14 protein-coding genes are annotated in these 17410 nt (G+C 72.2%); 9 read left to right on the top strand and 5 right to left on the bottom strand.

Annotation, left to right across the window (positions count from 1 at the left end; translation table 11 throughout):
- The first annotated feature begins 39 nt into the window (after window positions 1-39).
- The 6 genes from ATJ88_RS05355 to ATJ88_RS05330 all read left to right on the top strand — a co-directional run bounded on the left by ATJ88_RS05355 (window position 40) and on the right by ATJ88_RS05330 (window position 8873).
- Window positions 40-894: a hypothetical protein gene (locus tag ATJ88_RS05355; RefSeq protein ID WP_098462934.1), complete on the top strand. Its 855-nt coding sequence runs from the start codon at window positions 40-42 to the stop codon at window positions 892-894.
- Window positions 895-1077: 183 nt separating this feature from the next.
- Window positions 1078-2697 (top strand): anti-phage ZorAB system protein ZorA, encoded by a 1620-nt coding sequence (zorA, locus tag ATJ88_RS05350; protein ID WP_141538615.1) that lies wholly within the window; start codon window positions 1078-1080, stop codon window positions 2695-2697.
- Window positions 2694-3515, top strand: a complete 822-nt coding sequence (locus ATJ88_RS05345; protein ID WP_245852143.1) for an OmpA/MotB family protein — start codon at window positions 2694-2696, stop codon at window positions 3513-3515. Before zorA ends, ATJ88_RS05345 begins: the two co-directional genes overlap by 4 nt.
- Complete coding sequence (locus ATJ88_RS05340; RefSeq protein WP_170023529.1) at window positions 3512-5029, top strand: EH signature domain-containing protein; 1518 nt, start codon at window positions 3512-3514, stop codon at window positions 5027-5029. Before ATJ88_RS05345 ends, ATJ88_RS05340 begins: the two co-directional genes overlap by 4 nt.
- Window positions 5026-8049: a DEAD/DEAH box helicase gene (locus ATJ88_RS05335; protein ID WP_098462931.1), complete on the top strand. Its 3024-nt coding sequence runs from the start codon at window positions 5026-5028 to the stop codon at window positions 8047-8049. Before ATJ88_RS05340 ends, ATJ88_RS05335 begins: the two co-directional genes overlap by 4 nt.
- 344 nt (window positions 8050-8393) lie before the next feature.
- A complete protein-coding gene (locus ATJ88_RS05330) occupies window positions 8394-8873 on the top strand; it encodes an HNH endonuclease (protein WP_098462930.1) in 480 nt (159 codons plus the stop codon).
- A 127-nt stretch (window positions 8874-9000) separates the two neighbouring features.
- On the opposite strand, the gene ATJ88_RS05325 is transcribed toward ATJ88_RS05330, so the two are convergent.
- From ATJ88_RS05325 to ATJ88_RS05310, 4 genes are all read right to left on the bottom strand, one after another.
- Complete coding sequence (locus ATJ88_RS05325; protein ID WP_211287467.1) at window positions 9001-10014, bottom strand: hypothetical protein; 1014 nt, start codon at window positions 10012-10014, stop codon at window positions 9001-9003.
- Between the two features lie 116 nt (window positions 10015-10130).
- Entirely contained in the window at window positions 10131-10562 is a 432-nt protein-coding gene (locus tag ATJ88_RS05320; RefSeq protein WP_098462929.1) for a DUF779 domain-containing protein, read from the bottom strand.
- 13 nt (window positions 10563-10575) lie between these two features.
- Window positions 10576-12099, bottom strand: coding sequence for an acetaldehyde dehydrogenase ExaC (gene exaC / locus ATJ88_RS05315; protein ID WP_098462928.1), 1524 nt, complete (start codon window positions 12097-12099; stop codon window positions 10576-10578).
- 161 nt (window positions 12100-12260) lie between these two features.
- On the bottom strand, window positions 12261-13535 hold the full coding sequence (locus tag ATJ88_RS05310; RefSeq protein WP_245852142.1) for a helix-turn-helix domain-containing protein: 1275 nt from the start codon (window positions 13533-13535) through the stop codon (window positions 12261-12263).
- A gap of 177 nt (window positions 13536-13712) precedes the next feature.
- On the opposite strand from ATJ88_RS05310, the gene ATJ88_RS05305 reads away from it, so the two are divergent.
- From ATJ88_RS05305 to ATJ88_RS05295, 3 genes are all read left to right on the top strand, one after another.
- The gene (locus tag ATJ88_RS05305) at window positions 13713-14618 is read left to right on the top strand and encodes a sulfurtransferase (RefSeq protein WP_098462927.1); all 906 of its coding nucleotides are present in this window, start codon (window positions 13713-13715) and stop codon (window positions 14616-14618) included.
- A 657-nt stretch (window positions 14619-15275) separates the two neighbouring features.
- Window positions 15276-15731, top strand: coding sequence for a SufE family protein (locus tag ATJ88_RS05300; RefSeq protein WP_098462926.1), 456 nt, complete (start codon window positions 15276-15278; stop codon window positions 15729-15731).
- Window positions 15732-15779: 48 nt separating this feature from the next.
- Window positions 15780-16154: a universal stress protein gene (locus ATJ88_RS05295; RefSeq protein WP_098462925.1), complete on the top strand. Its 375-nt coding sequence runs from the start codon at window positions 15780-15782 to the stop codon at window positions 16152-16154.
- Window positions 16155-16157: 3 nt separating this feature from the next.
- Here the strand turns inward: ATJ88_RS05295 and ATJ88_RS05290 are convergent, their stop codons facing one another.
- Complete coding sequence (locus tag ATJ88_RS05290) at window positions 16158-17390, bottom strand: DUF2235 domain-containing protein (protein WP_098462924.1); 1233 nt, start codon at window positions 17388-17390, stop codon at window positions 16158-16160.
- Window positions 17391-17410: the final 20 nt, after the last annotated feature.

Here is a 17410-nt window from a genome sequence, read left to right as displayed (position 1 = left end):
GAGCCGGCCGGCCCGGCTCACCACACAGAAGGAGTGCTCATGAGCCACTCGCTCCCGCAGGCGCCCGTGCCTGCCACCCCCGCCCCGGCCCACTCGAACGGGATCGCCGTCGCCGGCTTCGTCGTCGCCCTCGTCGCGGTCGCCCTGTGCCTCGTCCCGATCGTCAACAACGTGGCGTTCCTCCTGGCGCTGGTCGGGCTCGTCCTCGCGATCCTCGGCCTGGTCAAGGCTCGTCGCGGCGCCCCTCGTCGAGGCCTCGCCGTCGCCGGCATCATCCTGTCGGTCCTCGCCGGCGTCGGCGTCCTCGCCTCCCAGGCGTACTACAGCTCCGTGATCGACGACGTCTCCGAGTCGCTCGACGACACACCCGCCGCGGCGGCCACCGCCGACGACGACGCCGAGAGCGCCGAGCCGGCCGACGACGCGGCCGAGGACGCTGCCGCGGAGCCGACGGAGGAGCCGACGGAGGAGGCCGAGGCCGGTACCCGGGCGAACCCCTACCGCTTCTCGGACACCGTCGGCAACGACGACTGGACCATCGACCTCGGCAAGCCGCGCGAGGCGTGGGACGACGTCCGCGCAGAGAACCAGTTCAACGACGCGCCGGCCGACGGCATGGAGTACTGGATCGTGCCGGTCGAGGCGACGTACACCGGCACCGAGAGCGCCACGCCGTGGGTGGAGCTCACGGTCGAGTTCGTCGGCGACGACAGCGTGACCTACAGCGACCGCTGCGGTGTCATCCCGGACGACCTCATGGACGTGGGCGAGCTCTACGAGGGCGGCACCGGGACGGGCAACGTCTGCCTCGCCGTCCCGGCAGGGGCCGAGGGCTCCTGGACGCTGACCGCCGGGTGGTTCAGCGACCCCGTGTTCTTCCGCGCGAAGGGGTGAACGGCCGGGCGATGACGCGCCGGGCTCTCACGGAGACCCGGCGCGTCATCGCCCGCCGTCACCGAATCGTGATGGTTTGAGAACGATTTCACCCAATCGGGCGGCATGTCGCCTGAGGCACCCGTGGCACGATCGCCGCGACCACCGGTCGCTCCCCGTGCACCACAGATCAGAGAGCTCCTCGTGACCACCGACACTATGACCGTCATCACCTACGCGTTCTGCGCCGTCATCGTCGCCCTGGCGCTCACCACCGCCATCCAGATCGAGGTCGCCCGCGCCACGGCGAAGCGCAGGATCAACGGTGTACAGGCCGTGGTCGACACGCCGGGTCCGTACCGGGCGGAGCACCGCGCCCACCTGGCACGCACGGCGAAGGAGCACGAACGGGAAGTCGCCCACCTGTGGGGCGAGTTCGACGAGACCCTCGTCACATCCCCCGACGGCCGGCTCCTCAACACCCAGGACGCGGACTACCACTTCCGGTCGGAAGCCCTGGCGCCCGAGCTGCTGCACAGCAGGATCCTTCTGACGCGTCCGGCCGTGCTCACCGTCCTCGGCGTGCTCGGAACCTTCACCGGGCTCGCCGTCGGGCTCTCCGCGATCGACCTCAACGGGGACACGGACCACCTCACCGAAGGTGTGGGCACCCTCATCAACGGTGCGCGGTTCGCCTTCATCACGTCGGTGGTCGGTGTCGTCGGGAGCGTGGTGGTCCAGGCCCTCGAGAAGGGCCGCAGCCGCGGCATCTCGCGCGACATCCGCCGCCTCCAGGCGACGATCGACGAACGCTTCGAGAAGCAGACCGCCGAGGCGTCCCTCGTCAGCATCATGCACAGCTCCTCGGCGAGCCAGGAGCACCTCTCGAGTCTCGGCGAGCAGATCGGCGCGTCACTCCAGGCGGCCGTCGCGCCGGCCATGGAACGACTCACGGAGCATGCCGCCCGCCAGTCGGAGCAGGTGTTCGAGCAGCTGGTCGGCAAGTTCGCGGCACACTTCGAGGCCCTGGGGACGACGCTCGCCGACCGCCTCGACTCCTCGACGAGGGCGCTGACCCAGACGATCGACTACCTCGGCGAGAAGCTGGCCCAGCAGGCGGACGAGCACCACGAGCGGATGGTCCAGATCCGCGAGCTGACGAGCCAGCAGGTCCAGCTGCTCTCCCAGCACCTGCCTGCCGTGGTCGATCGCCTCGAGACCGCGACGGGACGGCTCGACGAGGTCGGGCAGCAGCTCGTGCCCGCCGCCGAGCACCTCCGCGCGACCTCCGAGTCCTTCGCCTCGACGAGCACCACCTTCGGCGACCTGCTGGACCGCAGCACCGAGACCCTCGACTCCGTCACGGCGCAGCAGGCCCAGGCCACCACCTCCCTGGAAGGGCTCACCGAGCGACTCGGCGTCCTCACCGTCTCCACCGTGTCCGCCGCCGCGAAGATCGACGGCGCGGCCGGACTGCTCGAGGACGGGCTGGACGGGCTCGACCAGCAGCAGCGCTCCCTGCTCGCCGCGATGCGCGAGCAGCAAGACTCCTATCTCACAGGGCTGCGTGAGCACCAGGAGGAGTCGTTGACAGCCCTCACCCGCGAGATCGACGGGTTCCGGACCTCGCTGTCGTCCTGGTTCACCGAGTACTCCGAGGCGGTGGAGCGACACACCACGAGCCGGATGAGCACGTGGAACGAGAGCACCAGCGCCTTCACCTCGACGATGCTCGACGCCGCCAAGGCGTTGTCCGCCACCGTGGAGGAGATCGACACCGCGCTGGAGGCCCGTCGTCGCGATGAGGTCGAGGCCGCCGCATGAGCCGGCCCACGCGGAACCGCGAACCGTCCCACGAGGACTCGTCGCACTGGATCTCCTTCTCCGACCTGATGTCGGCGCTCCTGCTCGTCTTCCTCCTTGCCGTCGTGCTGCTCGTGCTGTCCCTGACCTACAAGCAGCAGGAGCTCGTCGCGCAGCAGGCCGAGGCCCAGGAAGCGGAGTCGCTCTTCGCCACGCAGCGCGACCGGCTGGAGACCCAGGTCGCGACCCTCAGCGAACGCGAAGAGATCCGTTCCGCCCTGGTCCGCGAGATCTCCACCGAGCTGAAGGGCCGGGGAATCGCCGTCGAGATCAGTGAGGACGCTGCCGTCCTGCACATCCCGACCTCCGCCCTCGGCTTCGACTCCGGGTCGTACGAGATCCACGACGCGCATCGGGGCGTCGCCCTGACCATCGGCACCGTCATCTCCGAGACCGTCCGCCAGGACCGACGGTTCGAGGCGCTCGACACCGTCTTCGTCGAGGGTCACACCGACAGCGAGGCGTTCAGCGGACTCGAGGGCACCGGCAACTGGGGCCTGTCCACCTTCCGGGCCATCTCGCTGTGGCGACTCTGGGAGGAGGAGCTCCCGCCACGCACCGCACTCACCGCCCTGCTGCGGGAAGACGGTCAACCCGTCTTCTCCGTGTCTGGCTACGCCGACTCCCGTCCCGTCGAGATCTCCCAGGCGTCCGAGCAGCAGATGGCCGCCAACCGGCGCATCGACATCCGCTTCACGGTCAAGGGGCCGACGGCCGACGAGCTCGCCGACATCGTCGACGGTTCGATCGGTGCATCGGCCGCCGGGTCCGACTCGTGACACTGGTCCTCCCGCCCCCCGTCGTGGCCGGCGACGCGTGGCCGGACCGCGAGCTCGACGTCTGGGACGCGCTCGCCGACCGGGCCGAGACGATCCGGCGGACCGCCGGAACCGGTCACCGCTTTCCGCCGGTCCTGGTCGAGGCTCGGCGCCTCCTGGAGGCCCGCGACACCGCCACGGTCCGGGAGCGGCTCCACGGACGACTCTTCGCCCGCGCGGTGGCCGAGATCTGGGCGACCGACCGCCGCACGGCCCAACGCTCCATGACACCAGCCGTGCTCGGCGCGGTCGCCGCGTCGGGCGCCGTGTCCCGCGGCACGGCACACTCGCTCGTCTCAGCCCTCCTGACCTACTACGACGAGCTCGACGACTGGGAGGGCGGACGCTTCGAGGCCGCTCGGCAGGCGGTAGCGCGCGCAGTGAGCGGGTGCCGCACCCGGGACCAGGCCGACGTCGTCGAGGTCCTCAGGACCTCGCCCCACCTCGTCGCCGCGGCCGACGGACCTCGGCTCCTGGCACGCGAGCTGATCGCGCAGGGGCGGCGACTCGAGGACGACCCGACGGCGCGCGCGCTGTGCGGCGACGACCAGGGTCGATACGCCCAGGTGCTGCGCGACGAGTACTACCTCGCCCTCATCGCGAGCGCCGACGCCTCGGTCGAGGGTCACCCGTTCCTCACCGACGCCACAGGTCGGGCGACCCGGCTCCGGCGCGACTCCGAGGACCGTCGGTTCGGCATCGCCGTGCTGTCGGCACTGTGCGACAAGCCGGACGTCGTCCCCAGCGGCCAGTGGGTCGATGCTGCCCTCGCGATCGGCGGGGACCCGCGACACGAGCAGAGCACGACCTGGCACGAATGGTGGGGTCATGTCGACCCCGACCTGCGCGCACGAGCCGTGCGGTGGATGTCCGGAGCCGATCTGCGGGCGTTCCTCGACGCCGTCCAGCTCTACGGGGAGGAGAGCGGCAACGACAGCCTCCAGCGCATGTTCCCGCGCCGGCAGCGCTTCCTGCTCGGGCTGTACGAGTCCGGTCTGGTCCGCAACGCCCGGCTGATCCTCGGCGACGACATCCGCGCCACGGTCCGCCGCGTGACGAACGTCAGCCTCCTCGACGCACCGCGATTCGTCGACCAGGCGAAGGACACCGCCGTCGTCATGGTCGACTGCGGCGACTTCCACCTGGTGGAGGGATCCCACAGCTTCCGCCTGCACGTCTACATGGGACCGCCGGGACCAGAGCTCGCCGAACCTCGAAATCGTGGCTACACCCGGCACCAGCTCATCAACGTGATCCCCTCGATCCACCGGAACAGACACCCGGACGGTGCCGACTCCTACGCGGCCTGGACCCACGACGCGAGCGGCGGCTGGGTTCGCGGCGCTCTCGACTTCCTCCGGGAACGTGGGATCACGCTGGAGGAGTCGAAGCTGCTCACGGACGACGACCTGACCTCGCTCGTCCGCCGCCGCGCCGGCCGCGCACCGGCCGCGCCCCTTTGGAGGCGCCGATGAGGCTCCGCGACCTTCTCCGCCGCGCTCCCGCGACGCGACCGGACCCTGCCTCGGGCGCTGCACCCGCTTTCGATGTCGTTCACGGCGACGTCACGACCTTCACCACGACGCCGGACCGCCTGCGCGCGCTCTTCGACGGCGAGGCGCACGTCGGTATCACCCGACAGTTCCTCGTCCTGGACGCGCTGGCCGACGAGGGCAGGGCGCGGGCGACCGACCTCGGCTTCGAGGTGACGGCGGACGACCTCGCCCGGCTCGACGACGACGAGGCCCGGATCCTGGGACTCCCCGCCCGGTTCGCGGGCCGCCTGGGGACCGCGATCGCGGGGACGACGGTGCGTCCGGACTTCGCGGTCGACCTCGCGGTCCGCCTCGACAAGTACGACGAGGCGTACCGCCGGAGCGGTGCGCTCCTGACCGTGGGGATGGCGCCCTACGAGCGGACGTTCCGGCTCAGCCCGCCGGCGCTGCGTGCGCTGCGCGCCGTCGAACGTCATTCGTCCGTCCCCGTCGGGCATCGGTCCGAGGCGCACAACATGCGTCTGGTCGCCGAGCTCCAGGGGGCCCAGCGGATGGCCGAGCACGGCGGGTCCGCCGTCGCAGACCCGACCTTCTCGCTGACGTTGCACCACTTCGACCGCTTCACCACGGTCGAACCGGGAAAGGTCGGTGTGACCGTCTCCCCGCAGCCGGACGGGTCGCTGCGACTGACACCGAACCTCGGGGACGGGCTCCACCCGGATGCCCTCGACCAGCGCTGGCACCAGCTCCCGTCGGATCCTGATGCCGATGGCGGTGTGCTGCGGGTCGCGAAGGACCTGGTGCTGCTCGAGCGCGAGCAGCTCGAGGGTGTCCGTGAGGTCCAGCGCCGGCGCAGCATCCCGAAGGAGCAGGTTCGTCAGTTCCTCGAGGCGCCCGGCTCGTTCCTCGACCCTGCGAAGGTGGACGTCGAGATGACGTTCGCCTGGTTGGTGGCAGGGCTCGGCCGGATCGCGCCCGTGAGCTTCGCCCAGGCCACGCAGCAGGGGCCGCGGTGGATCTCGGACGAGCACGGCGCCACCGCCCCCGAGGTGCTCGTCGAACGTCCGCAGTCCTTGGCCGAGCACGACGAGATCGACGCACAGATCCAGAACGCCTGGGAGCACGACGCCGACGTCGTCCCGATCGGCGACCACCTCGTCGACATCTCCGACCGGGACCGCGTCCGCGAGTGTCAGGAACAGGCCCGACGCCGCCTGGAGGAACTCGGGGTGACGCCCGGCGACGAGCATGACGACACGGTGACCGAGGCGTCGCCCACCGGCCCCCAGGTCCAGGTCGGGTGGGAGCTCGACGACGCCCACGAGCTGGCCGACCGCCTCCGCGCAGCAGCCGACGCCGCCGCACCCGACCGCCCGATCGACCACGCGGGTCTGAAGTTCTCGCCGTTCCCGCACCAGGTCGAGGGCATCGAGTGGATGACGCGCCTCATGCAGGCGTCGCTCGACGGCGCGGACCACGACCCCGCCCGCATCCGAGGCGCACTGCTCGCCGACGACATGGGCCTCGGCAAGACGTTCATGACCCTTGCCGCCCTCGGCGAGACCGTTCGGTCGGAGCGTGAGCGCGGGCTCGACCCCCGCCCGCACCTGGCTGTCATGCCTGTCGCCCTGCTGGAGAACTGGCTGCGGGAGATCGAGGCCGTCTTCGGCTCCCCCGCCGGCCCGTTCGACGACGTCGTGGTCCTCCAGGGCGAGGGCGTGACCGACTTCCGGACGGGCAAGGGCAAGGAGTCCGCCGTCGCAGAGGACCAGCTCGACGACCGCGGCATGGTCCGGGACGACCTGCTGCCTGGGCTCATGCTGCTGCGGGTCGGGGCGCAGTACGGCGAATCCCGGCTGGACCGACCCGGCAGGCTCGTGCTGACCACGTACGACACGGTCGCGCGCTACCAGGTGTCGCTGTCCCAGGCGGACTGGGGCGTCGTCGTCTTCGACGAGGCTCAGAACGTCAAGAACCCCGACATCCTGCGCACCCGTGCAGCCAAGGCCCTGCGCGCGCGGTTCAAGCTCGCGGCCACAGGGACACCCGTCGAGAACTCCCTGCGCGACTTCTGGAGCATGCTCGACCTCGCGCAGCCGGGCCTCCTCGGCACCTGGCCGCAGTTCCGCGAGCGGTGGGAGGCCCCGATGAACGAGGCCGCGGGTGAGCGAAAGGGCGAGCTCGGCCGGGCCCTGCGGGAGACGGTCGGCCCCTTCATGCTGCGCCGCGTCAAGGAGGATCACCTCACCGACCTGCCCGCCAAGCACGTGCACGACGGCGGAGAGCACGCCGCCCTGATGCCGCAGGCCCAGCGGCAGGCGTACGACGATGCCGTCGCCCGCTATCGGGCCGGAGCCGGCAAGAAGGGCGCCATGCTCGGCGCTCTGCACGACCTGGGTCAGGTCTGTCTGCACCCCGGCCTCGTGCACGACGACCTCCTGGCATCGTCGGACGCGCTCGCGCAGTCCGCCCGCACCGCCATGGCCGTCACACCGATCCTGGACAGGATCCGTGCGGCCGACGAGAAGGCGATCGTGTTCGTGCGCACCAAGGCGATGCAGCGCGCCCTGGCCACTTGGCTCCGGGAGCGCTACGGCGTCCCCGTCGACGTCGTCAACGGAGACACACCGGCGACAGGATCGAGCGATTCACGGGTGAAGCGGATCCGCCGGTTCGAAGCCCGGTCCGGGTTCGGCGTCATCATCATGTCGCCACTGGCCGTCGGCGTCGGACTCACCGTCGTCGGGGCCAACCACGCCATCCACCTCGAGCGGCACTGGAATCCCGCGAAGGAGGCTCAGGCCACCGACCGCGTCTACCGCATCGGCCAGACGCGCCCCGTGCACGTCTACTACCCGATGGCGCTGCACCCCGACGTCGAGTCGTTCGACGTCAACCTGGACCGTCTCCTGCGGAGCAAAACGGCACTCTCCGGTGCCGTCGTCGTCCCCGAGACCGTCTCCGAGGACGAGGTCGCACGAGCGCTCGGCCTGCGCTGACTCGACAGGGTCCGCGCTGACTCACCGGGATCTGCGCTGACTCGCGCACCGCCGCGCTGACTCGGCGGGATGTGCGCTGAGTCGCGGACCGGCCCGCCGACGCACGCGGAAAGGTGCGAAACAGGCGATTTCGACCCCGGGTGACGCGGGCGCGACGTCCGTCGGGACGAAAATGCTGGACTTCCCCGCATCTCACCTCTAGTTTCGTCGTGACGGACGTCACATGGGCGCCCGTCCGGCGGTTGCTGCGCGATCGCCGCCGCCCTACTCATCGATCCGACGAGGAGCCGCCCATCTGCGCACCGACCATCCAGGTCGGGCGCACCACCGGAAGGAGCAGGACCGTGGCCGACGTGCTGGTCCTCAACGCCGGCTACGAGCCGCTGCACCGGGTGTCGGTGAAGCACGCCATCACGATGCTGGTGCGGGAGGTGGCGGTGGTGGAGGAGTTCGTGGAGGGTGCGTCGTTCGGCCCCTACCCGATGCCGCGGGTCCTGCGGCTGGTGCGGTACGTGACGATGCGGTGGGTGTACCGGGGTGGCGGTCGCCCTTCGGTGACGAAGGACGGCGTGAAGCGGCGGGACGGCGCGTGCGCGTACTGCGGCGGTCCGGCGCAGACGGTGGACCACGTGGTGCCGCGGTCCCGCGGCGGGGACAGCTCGTGGCTGAACCTGGTGGCGGCGTGCGAGCCCTGCAACCACCGCAAGGCGGACCGGACGCCCCTGGAGGCAGGGATGCCGTTGCGGGTGACGCCGTACGTGCCGGACGCCGACCACGCCGTCGTCCGGCGTCGCAGACGTCCACGGGCCCTCGCGGCCGCCTGACCGCGCCCCCTCGGAGCGTCGCGCGATGCGCGCCGCGTCCCGGTCGCACGCCCGACCACAGCCCTCGTGAACGCCGCAGGGCCTCACGCACCCGGACGGGTGCGTGAGGCCCTGCGGCGTCGGGAGTTCAGCGACCCTCGGCGGGCTCCCAGCGGTCGGCGTCGGCGGCCTCGTCGGCACTCACGCGCGTGATGGCACCGGTGACGGGCTGCGGCACGGCGGGGCCGTGGGCGTCGAGCACGCGGGACGCGACGACGGTGCTGCCGAAGTTGGCGTGGCACTCCGTGCAGTACCACTCGGGGGCGGGCACGGGGACCTCGAAGCCGCCGTAGACGACGTCGGGCTCGGCGGAGACGACGTCGTCGGAGAACGTCATGCCCCACACGATGCGCTTGGTCTTGCCGCGCACGCCGCAGCCGGGGCACTGGGGGCGCAGGCGGTTGCGCTGCGCGGACACGGTGTGGGCGTGCATGAGGTCGTGGCACTGCCCGCACAGGAGGTGCACGTCGCGGATGACCTGGTCGAGGGTGCGGCCGCCGGCGGTGGTGGTGCCGAGGCGGACGGCGCCGTCGTCGTGCGCGTGGAGCTCGTGCACGTCGACGAACCGCTCGCAGGTGGCGCAGCGCTCCTCGCGGCGCATGGCCCAGCCGGTGACGGCGCGGTGGCCGATGATGCGGAGCACGTGGACGTCGGGGGCGGTGCGCCCGGACCCGCAGTCGCCGGGGTCGATGGTGTGCACGGGGCCGTCGTGGAACTGGTTGGCGACGCCGTCGAGCACGGCGCGGGCGTGCTCGGCGGGGAGCCAGCCGGACGAGCCGATGTAGGCGTCGGCGCCGTCGAACAGGTCGGCCCACACGATGGGGCGGTCGGGGCCGAACAGCTCGTCGGTGACCCAGGAGTCGCCGTCGGACGAGCCCATGAGCTCCACGGACGCGACGACGCCCGCGTCGCCGAGCACCGTGACGACGACGTCGCCGCGCTTGGGGCCGTCGGGTCCGCCGGGCAGCGAGTGCTCGCGGGAGCGCGTCGCGATGGCGACGGACTCGCGCAGCCAGTCCGTGGACCAGTTCAGGTACACGGACGGCACGAGCCAGGCCGGGAGGGACGAGACGGACGGGAGGGCGTCGGCTTCGGTGCTCACGGCCCAGAACATACCTGTTCGTCCCCGCCGCGCCCAGACCCCCCTGTCCCGCCCGTCGGGGCCACGGACCGGCCGGACGCGTCGGCCGCCCCGCACCCCGGCGACGCCCGTCGTGCCTACCGGAGGGCGAGCGCGTCCGCCTCGGCGTCGGTGAACAGGCGCGAGCGGATGAGGAACCGCACCCCCTCGGGCGCCTCGACGCTGAACCCGGCACCGCGGCCGGGCACCACGTCGATGGTGAGGTGCGTGTGGCTCCAGTACTCGAACTGTGCCCGCGACATCCAGACGGGCACGGTGAACGCGGCGTCGTCGTCGGGGTCGACCAGGGGCAGGTCGCCGAGGTGGACGTCGGCGTCGCCGACGAGGAAGTCGCCGTCGGGGTAGCACATGGGGCTGGACCCGTCGCAGCAGCCTCCGGACTGGTGGAACATGAGGTCGCCGTGCCGGCGCCGCAGCCGGGCGAGGAGCCCGGCTGCGGCGTCGGTGACGGCGACGCGGGCCGGCGGGTGCGCGGCACCCGCCGTGTCTGCCGTGGCGTCGTCGGACATCGTGGCTCCCGGCCTAGAAGAAGCCGAGCTTCTGGCCGGAGTAGCTGACCAGGAGGTTCTTGGTCTGCTGGTAGTGGTCGAGCATCATCTTGTGGTTCTCGCGCCCGACGCCGGACCCCTTGTACCCGCCGAACGCGGCGGCGGCCGGGTACGCGTGGTAGCAGTTGGTCCACACGCGGCCGGCCTCGATGGTGCGCCCGGCCCGGTAGGCGATGCCGCCGTCGCGGGACCACACGCCGGCGCCGAGGCCGTAGAGGGTGTCGTTGGCGACCTTCATGGCGTCGTCGAAGTCGGCGAACTCGGTGACGGCGACGACGGGCCCGAAGATCTCCTCCTGGAAGATCCGCATGTCGTTCTTGCCCTCGAACACGGTGGGGGTGACGTAGTAGCCGCCGGCGAGGTCGCCGTCGAGCTCGGCCCGGTGCCCGCCGGTGAGGACCTTCGCGCCCTCGGCCTTGCCGATGTCGATGTAGGAGAGGATCTTCTCGAGCTGGTCGTTGCTGGCCTGCGCGCCGATCATCGTCTCGGTGTCGAGCGGGTCGCCCTGCTTGACGGCGCGGGTGCGCTCGAGGGCGTCACCGAGGAACTGGTCGTAGATGTCGGCCTGGATGAGGGCCCGGGACGGGCAGGTGCACACCTCGCCCTGGTTGAGGGCGAACATCGTGAAGCCCTCGAGCGCCTTGTCGTAGAAGTCGTCGCGCGCCGAGGCCACGTCGGAGAAGAAGATGTTGGGGCTCTTCCCGCCGAGCTCCAGGGTGACGGGGATGATGTTCTGCGACGCGTACTGCATGATCAGCCGGCCGGTGGTGGTCTCCCCCGTGAAGGCGATCTTGCGGATGCGCGACGACGACGCGAGCGGCTTGCCGGCCTCGACGCCGAACCCGTTGACGACGTTGACGACGCCCGGCGGCAGGAGGTCGCCGATGATGTCCATGAGGAACAGGATCGACGCCGGGGTCTGCTCGGCGGGCTTGAGGACGACGGCGTTGCCGGCCGCGAGCGCCGGGGCGAGTTTCCACACGGCCATGAGGATGGGGAAGTTCCACGGGATGATCTGCCCGACGACGCCGAGGGGCTCGTGGAAGTGGTAGGCGATGGTGTCGGCGTCGATCTCGGAGATGGACCCTTCCTGGGCGCGGATGGCGCCGGCGAAGTAGCGGAAGTGGTCGATGGCGAGGGGGATGTCGGCGGCGAGGGTCTCGCGGACGGGCTTGCCGTTCTCCCACGACTCCGCGACGGCGATCTTCTCGAGGTTCGCCTCCATGCGGTCGGCGATCTTGTTGAGGATGACGGCGCGCTCGGTGGCGCTGGTGCGACCCCAGGCGGGGGCGGCGCCGTGCGCGGCGTCGAGGGCCTTCTCGATGTCCTCGGCGGTGCCGCGGCCGACCTCGCAGAAGGTCTTGCCGGTGACGGGGCTGGGGTTCTCGAAGTACTCGCCGCGGGCGGGGGCGACGTACTCGCCGCCGATCCAGTGGTCGTAGCGGCTGCGGTACTCGACAATCGACCCGGGCTGTCCCGGGGGTGCGTAGACGGTCATGGTGCGTGCCTCCTCGCACTGCTCACCTCGCCGCGGGGCCGGGTCGGGCCGGCGGCGACGGCGCCTCGTCGCGCCGTGCGGCCGACGTTAGGGGTGCGGGGGTTGCATCCGCGTTGCAGCGGCGGGTGACGTGCGGGCGGCCGTCGTCCGGCGGTCGCCGCTCAGCGCAGCGCGGAGTCCACGACGGCGAGGTGCGCGCGGGCGCGGTGCCAGCGGGGGCTGCCGGCGGTGGCGAGGTGCACGAGCCGCTGCCACGCCTCGACGTCGTCGGCGCCGTGGTCCGTGAGTGTCCACGCCTCGAGGACGTCGACGTCGCCGGTCGCGAGGACGGCGGCGCGCAGGTCGGCCGTGAGGTCGGCGCGGGCCCGTTCGACGCCGGGCGCGCCGGAACGGGGCAGCAGGGGTCCGGGGCAGGCGGCGAGCGCCGCGCGGACGTCGCCGCGGGTGAGGTGCTCATGGACGACGTCGACGTCGGAGCGCAGCCCGGCGGCGCGCTGGTAGGGGCGCGAGCCCGTGACGACGTCCCCGGCGACACGGCGCAGCCGGGAGATCTCGGCGCGCACGGTGACGTCGGACAGGTCGCCGGGGTGGAGGAGCACGGCGAGCTCGTCGGCGGTGAGGCCGCGGGGGTGCTCACCGAGGAGGGCGAGGATCTCGGCGTGCCGGCCGGAGAGGCGGTGGACGCCGTCGGGCAGGCGCAGGGTGGGGGTGGGTCCGAGCAGGGTGAGGGCGGGGCGTGCCGTGCCGGCCGGGTGCCCGGGGGTGCGGGCGAGGGCGGCGAGCTCGCGTTCGAGGCTGCCGACGGCGGCGCGGACGAGCGACAGGGCGACGCGGGACCCGGCGGCGCGGCCGCCGGTGACGTCGAGGACGCCGAGGACTCGTCCGGCGGGGTCGTGGATGGGTGCGGCGACGCAGTTGAGGGCCTGCACGGGGCGGGCGAAGTGCTCGGCGCCGAGCACCTGCACGGCCCGCCGGGTGGCGAGCGCGGTACCGGGGGCGTTGGTGCCGACGTCCTGCTCGCGCCAGACGGCGCCGGGGACGAACCCGACCTGCTCGGCGGTGCGGCGGGTGCGGGCGTCGCCCTCGACCCACAGGAGACGACCGACGTCGTCGGACACCGCGACGACGAGCCCGTCGTCGGCGGCCCCGTCGACGACGAGGTCCCGCACGAGCGGCATGAGGGGGGCGAGGGGGTGGGTGGCGCGGTAGGTGTCGAGCTCGGCCCCGGTGAGGCCCGTGCGGGTGGCGGGGTCGTCGGGGTCGACGCCGCTGCTGCGGCTGCGGCGCCAGGACTCCGCGACGAGGGGGTCGAGGGCGGGCGGCAGCAGGCCGGTGTCGAGGAACGCCCCGTGGGCGTCGAGCACCCAGCGGCGGTCGCGCCGGACGGCGGCGACCTCTCGCGAGGGGACCGTGGACCTGATGACGCGACCCTGCACCGTGAACCTCCGACGTCGTCGTGCGGTGGTGCGGCCAGTGTAGGCGCGGTGGGCGGGCGCGTCCGCCGATCCTGTCTCACATCGTGGTCCCACATTCTGGACAACGGGTGTCGTCCCCGGTGAGAGCAGGCCTAGGGTGAGCCCAGAACCCGCCGCACCCACCGACCAGGAGGAACCATGTCCGCACCGCTCGACCCCACCCCCCGCCTCCAGGAGTACGCCCACCCCGAGCGCCTCGTCACCACCGAGTGGCTCGCCGCGAACCTCGGCAACCCCGACCTCGTCGTCGTCGAGTCCGACGAGGACGTCCTCCTCTACGAGACCGGCCACATCCCCGGCGCCGTGAAGATCGACTGGCACACCGACCTCCTGCTGCCCGTCGAGCGCGACTACCTCGACGGCCCCGGCTTCGCCGACCTCCTCGGCTCCAAGGGCATCGGGCGCGACACCACCATCGTGCTCTACGGCGACAAGAACAACTGGTGGGCCGCGTACACCGCCTGGGTCTTCACCCTCTTCGGCCACGAGGACGTCCGCCTCCTCGACGGCGGCCGCAACCTCTGGGTCGCCGAGGGCCGCGACCTCACCACCGACGTCCCCGCCCCCGCGCACGTCGACTACCCGCACGTCCAGCGCGACGACACCACCTTCCGCGCCTTCAAGGAGGACGTCCTCGCCCACCTCGGCCACGGACCCCTCGTCGACATCCGCTCCCCCCAGGAGTTCACCGGCGAGCGCCTCCACATCCCCGACTACCCGGAGGAGGGCGTGCTCCGCGGCGGGCACATCCCCACCGCGCGCAACGTCCCCTGGGCCACCGCCGTGTCCGAGGACGGCACCTACAAGCCCCGCGCCGAGCTCGAGGCCATCTACCGCGAGGGCGGGCTCGGCCTCCAGCTCGACGACAAGGTCATCACCTACTGCCGCATCGGCGAGCGCTCCAGCCACACCTGGTTCGCGCTGCGCTACCTCCTCGGCATCGACGACGTCCGCAACTACGACGGCTCCTGGACCGAGTGGGGCAACGCCGTCCGCGTCCCGATCGTCGCCGGCGACCAGCCGGGCGAGGCCCCCGCGGCCTGACGCTCCCCCGGTCTGCGTCCAGCTCGCCGGGTCGGTCCGGACATGGCGGAGGGAGGCGGCGCACTCTCTGGTCACGTCCGGACGTGGCGCAGGGAGGCGCCGCACTCTCTGGTCACGTCCGGACGTGGCGCGGGGAGGCGGCGCACGGTCACGTTCAAGGGCCCCAGGGGGCCCTCCACTTGGGGATGACGACCATGCGCCGCCTCCCTGCGCCACGTCCTCGTCGTTCGTCGACGTCCGCGCCGTACCGGGCTACGGGACCGCACCTGCCGACGCCGCTCCGACCGGCATCCTGGAGGTCGACCACGCGCAAGGTCCGACGAGGCACGTCCGACCAGAACCGCGGCCTGACCGGTACGGACGACCGGTCGCGCGGATGACGGAACGACAGCAGGGCGAGCCACCGAGGCGAACACATGCGAGACCACGAGGGTCTGCGAGCACGACTCGTCACGCGACGACGCTCGACCATGCACGCGACGTGAGTGACGAGGCGGGGTGGGTGGGGCGGCGCCAGGTCGTCAGACCCGAAGTGGAGGGCCCCCTGGGGCCCGTGAACGCGACCTGGCGCCGCCCCACCCACCCCGCCCCACCCCGCCGCACCCCGACCGACGACCGCGCGACCGCACGACACCCGAAGTACGACAGGATGGAACCATGACCGACGACGCCGTGAAGCCGCTGCCCGCCTCGCTGGAGGAGATCCGGGAGGACTTCCTCGCGCTGACCGAGCCGGAGCGGCTGCAGCTGCTGCTGGAGTTCTCGCGCGAGTTGCCCGAGCTGCCGGAGCGGTACGCGCTGGCGCCGGGTCTGCTGGAGAAGGTCGAGGAGTGCCAGTCGCCGGTGCGGGCGTTCGCGGAGGTGGACGACGACGAGGTGGTGCACTTCTACGCGTCTGCCCCGGCGGAGGCGCCGACGACGCGGGGTTTCGCGTCGATCCTGGCGCAGGGGCTGTCCGGTCTGTCGCCGCAGGAGGTGGTGGACGTGCCGGAGGACTTCCCGATGCAGCTGGGGCTGACGCGGGCGGTGTCCGCGCTGCGGCTGAACGGGATGACGGGGATGCTGACGCGGGCGAAGCGGCAGGTCGTGGAACAGCTGGCGGCGCGTGCCTGACCTCCGGCGACGCTGCGACGACGCCGCCGCCTGTGCGAGAGTGGCCCCATGACGGTGCTCGTGGCGTATCACGCCTCCCCGCACGGGGAGGCGGCTGTCCGGACGGCGCTGGAGGAGTCGCAGAGTCGTGACGTCCCCCTGCACGTGCTGGTGCTGGACCCTCAGCCGGCGTCGGACCCGACGCCGGCGGAGCTGGCGGCGCTGCTGGGTGCGGGTGAGGTGGCGGTGACGTACCGGGGTGAGCACACGGAGCCGGCGGACGCGATCCTGGACACGGCGGACGAGGTGGGTGCGACGCTGGTGGTGGTGGGGTCGCGGAAGCGGTCGAGCCAGGGCACGTTCCTCATGGGGTCGACGACGCAGCGGGTGCTGCTGGACGCGTCGGTGCCGGTGCTGGTGGTGAAGGACGTGTACGACGCCTGACCTTCAGGCGGTGAGGAGGGGCCGTTCGTCGTCGGCGGCGCCGACGTCGACGGTGGGGACGAGGTCGAGGCCGCCGGCTGCTTCGACCCACCAGGCGAGGTTGCGGGCCCGTTCGGTGTAGTGGTCGCGCTGCGCGTACCGGGTGGCGGTGTCGGCGAGGGCGACGGCGTCGGCCCAGCGCGCTGCGGCGGCGGGGGTCGCCGGGGTGTCACCGTCGGTCGGTGCGGTGACGACGGCGGACGCCGTGGCGGTGCCGGGCGTCGCGGGGGGTTCGAGGGCGAGGACGCGCAGTCCGTCGCGGAACACCTGGCGGCCGTCGACCAGGCCGGACCGGGACACGACGCGGCGGCCGAGGTTGAGGGCGCGGAACAGGACGTGGGGTCGGGGGTCGAGCACGAGGGGGTCGTGGCCGCGCTGACGGGCGAGTCGGTCGCGGTCGAGCACGAGGCCGGCGCGTTCGAGCTCGTCGGCCATCCAGTGGAGCGCGACGTCGGACAGGCCGGAGCGGGGTGCGCCGCCGCCGACGTCGCTGTGCGCGCCGGGGAACCAGACCTGCTGCACGCGGCCGGGGGTGTCGCCGTCGGGGACGCGCCACAGGCACGGCGTGAACGTCATGCGCCGTTCGTCGATGGCGAGGGCCTGGCGGGCGGTGTCGACGATGCCGGACAGGACGACGTCGTGGAACCGGCTGCGGCCGCGGGTGATGCCGGGGACGCCGAGCGCGCCGACGGTGTCGTAGACGCCGAGGAACCGGACGCGGGGGCTGGCGGAGTGCTCGGCCTTGAAGGCGGCCTTGGTCTCCTTGGCGCCGGGTGCGTCGAGGGGGATGCGGTAGGTGCGCAGCGCGTCGTCGAGCATCCCGGCGTCGACGGCCTCGGGCGTGAGGAGTCCGACCTGGGAGATCATGCCGACGACGCTGCGGGCGGTGAACGCGCCGCGGGAGAACCCGACGACGTAGATCTCGTCGTGCTCGGCCGAGGTGGTGGCGAGGAACCGGTAGCCGTCGACGACGTTGCGGGTGAGGCCGTACCCGAAGGCCCCGCCGAGGAGCTGGTCGACCTTGTAGCCGCGGGCGCCGACGCCGCCGACGTAGCCGACGATCTGGACGGCGTCGTCGCCGTCGGGGTTCGGCACGAGTCCTTGGACGACGCACCGTTCGAGCTTCTCCACGTTGGTGACGCGGGAGTTGACGGCGTGGTTCCACGTGCCGTCGCAGCACAGGACGAGTCGCTTCATGGCACACCTCCTGTCGGGGA

It is taken from the genome of Isoptericola jiangsuensis (genome assembly GCF_002563715.1).
Classification (GTDB): domain Bacteria; phylum Actinomycetota; class Actinomycetes; order Actinomycetales; family Cellulomonadaceae; genus Isoptericola; species Isoptericola jiangsuensis.
The sequence above is the reverse complement of the archived record's forward strand: the minus strand, read 5'-3'. Positions and strand labels throughout refer to the sequence as shown.

What these genes read in the sequence shown, in the direction of transcription:
- ATJ88_RS05355 (WP_098462934.1), top strand. Translation starts at nt 40, where the DNA reads ATGAGCCACTCGCTCCCGCAGGCGCCCGTGCCTGCCACCCCCGCCCCG.
- ATJ88_RS05345 (WP_245852143.1), top strand. Translation starts at nt 2,694, where the DNA reads ATGAGCCGGCCCACGCGGAACCGCGAACCGTCCCACGAGGACTCGTCG.
- ATJ88_RS05335 (WP_098462931.1), top strand. Translation starts at nt 5,026, where the DNA reads ATGAGGCTCCGCGACCTTCTCCGCCGCGCTCCCGCGACGCGACCGGAC.
- ATJ88_RS05320 (WP_098462929.1), bottom strand. Translation starts at nt 10,562, where the DNA reads ATGTCCGACGACGCCACGGCAGACACGGCGGGTGCCGCGCACCCGCCG.
- exaC (WP_098462928.1), bottom strand. Translation starts at nt 12,099, where the DNA reads ATGACCGTCTACGCACCCCCGGGACAGCCCGGGTCGATTGTCGAGTAC.
- ATJ88_RS05305 (WP_098462927.1), top strand. Translation starts at nt 13,713, where the DNA reads ATGTCCGCACCGCTCGACCCCACCCCCCGCCTCCAGGAGTACGCCCAC.
- ATJ88_RS05300 (WP_098462926.1), top strand. Translation starts at nt 15,276, where the DNA reads ATGACCGACGACGCCGTGAAGCCGCTGCCCGCCTCGCTGGAGGAGATC.
- ATJ88_RS05295 (WP_098462925.1), top strand. Translation starts at nt 15,780, where the DNA reads ATGACGGTGCTCGTGGCGTATCACGCCTCCCCGCACGGGGAGGCGGCT.
- ATJ88_RS05290 (WP_098462924.1), bottom strand. Translation starts at nt 17,390, where the DNA reads ATGAAGCGACTCGTCCTGTGCTGCGACGGCACGTGGAACCACGCCGTC.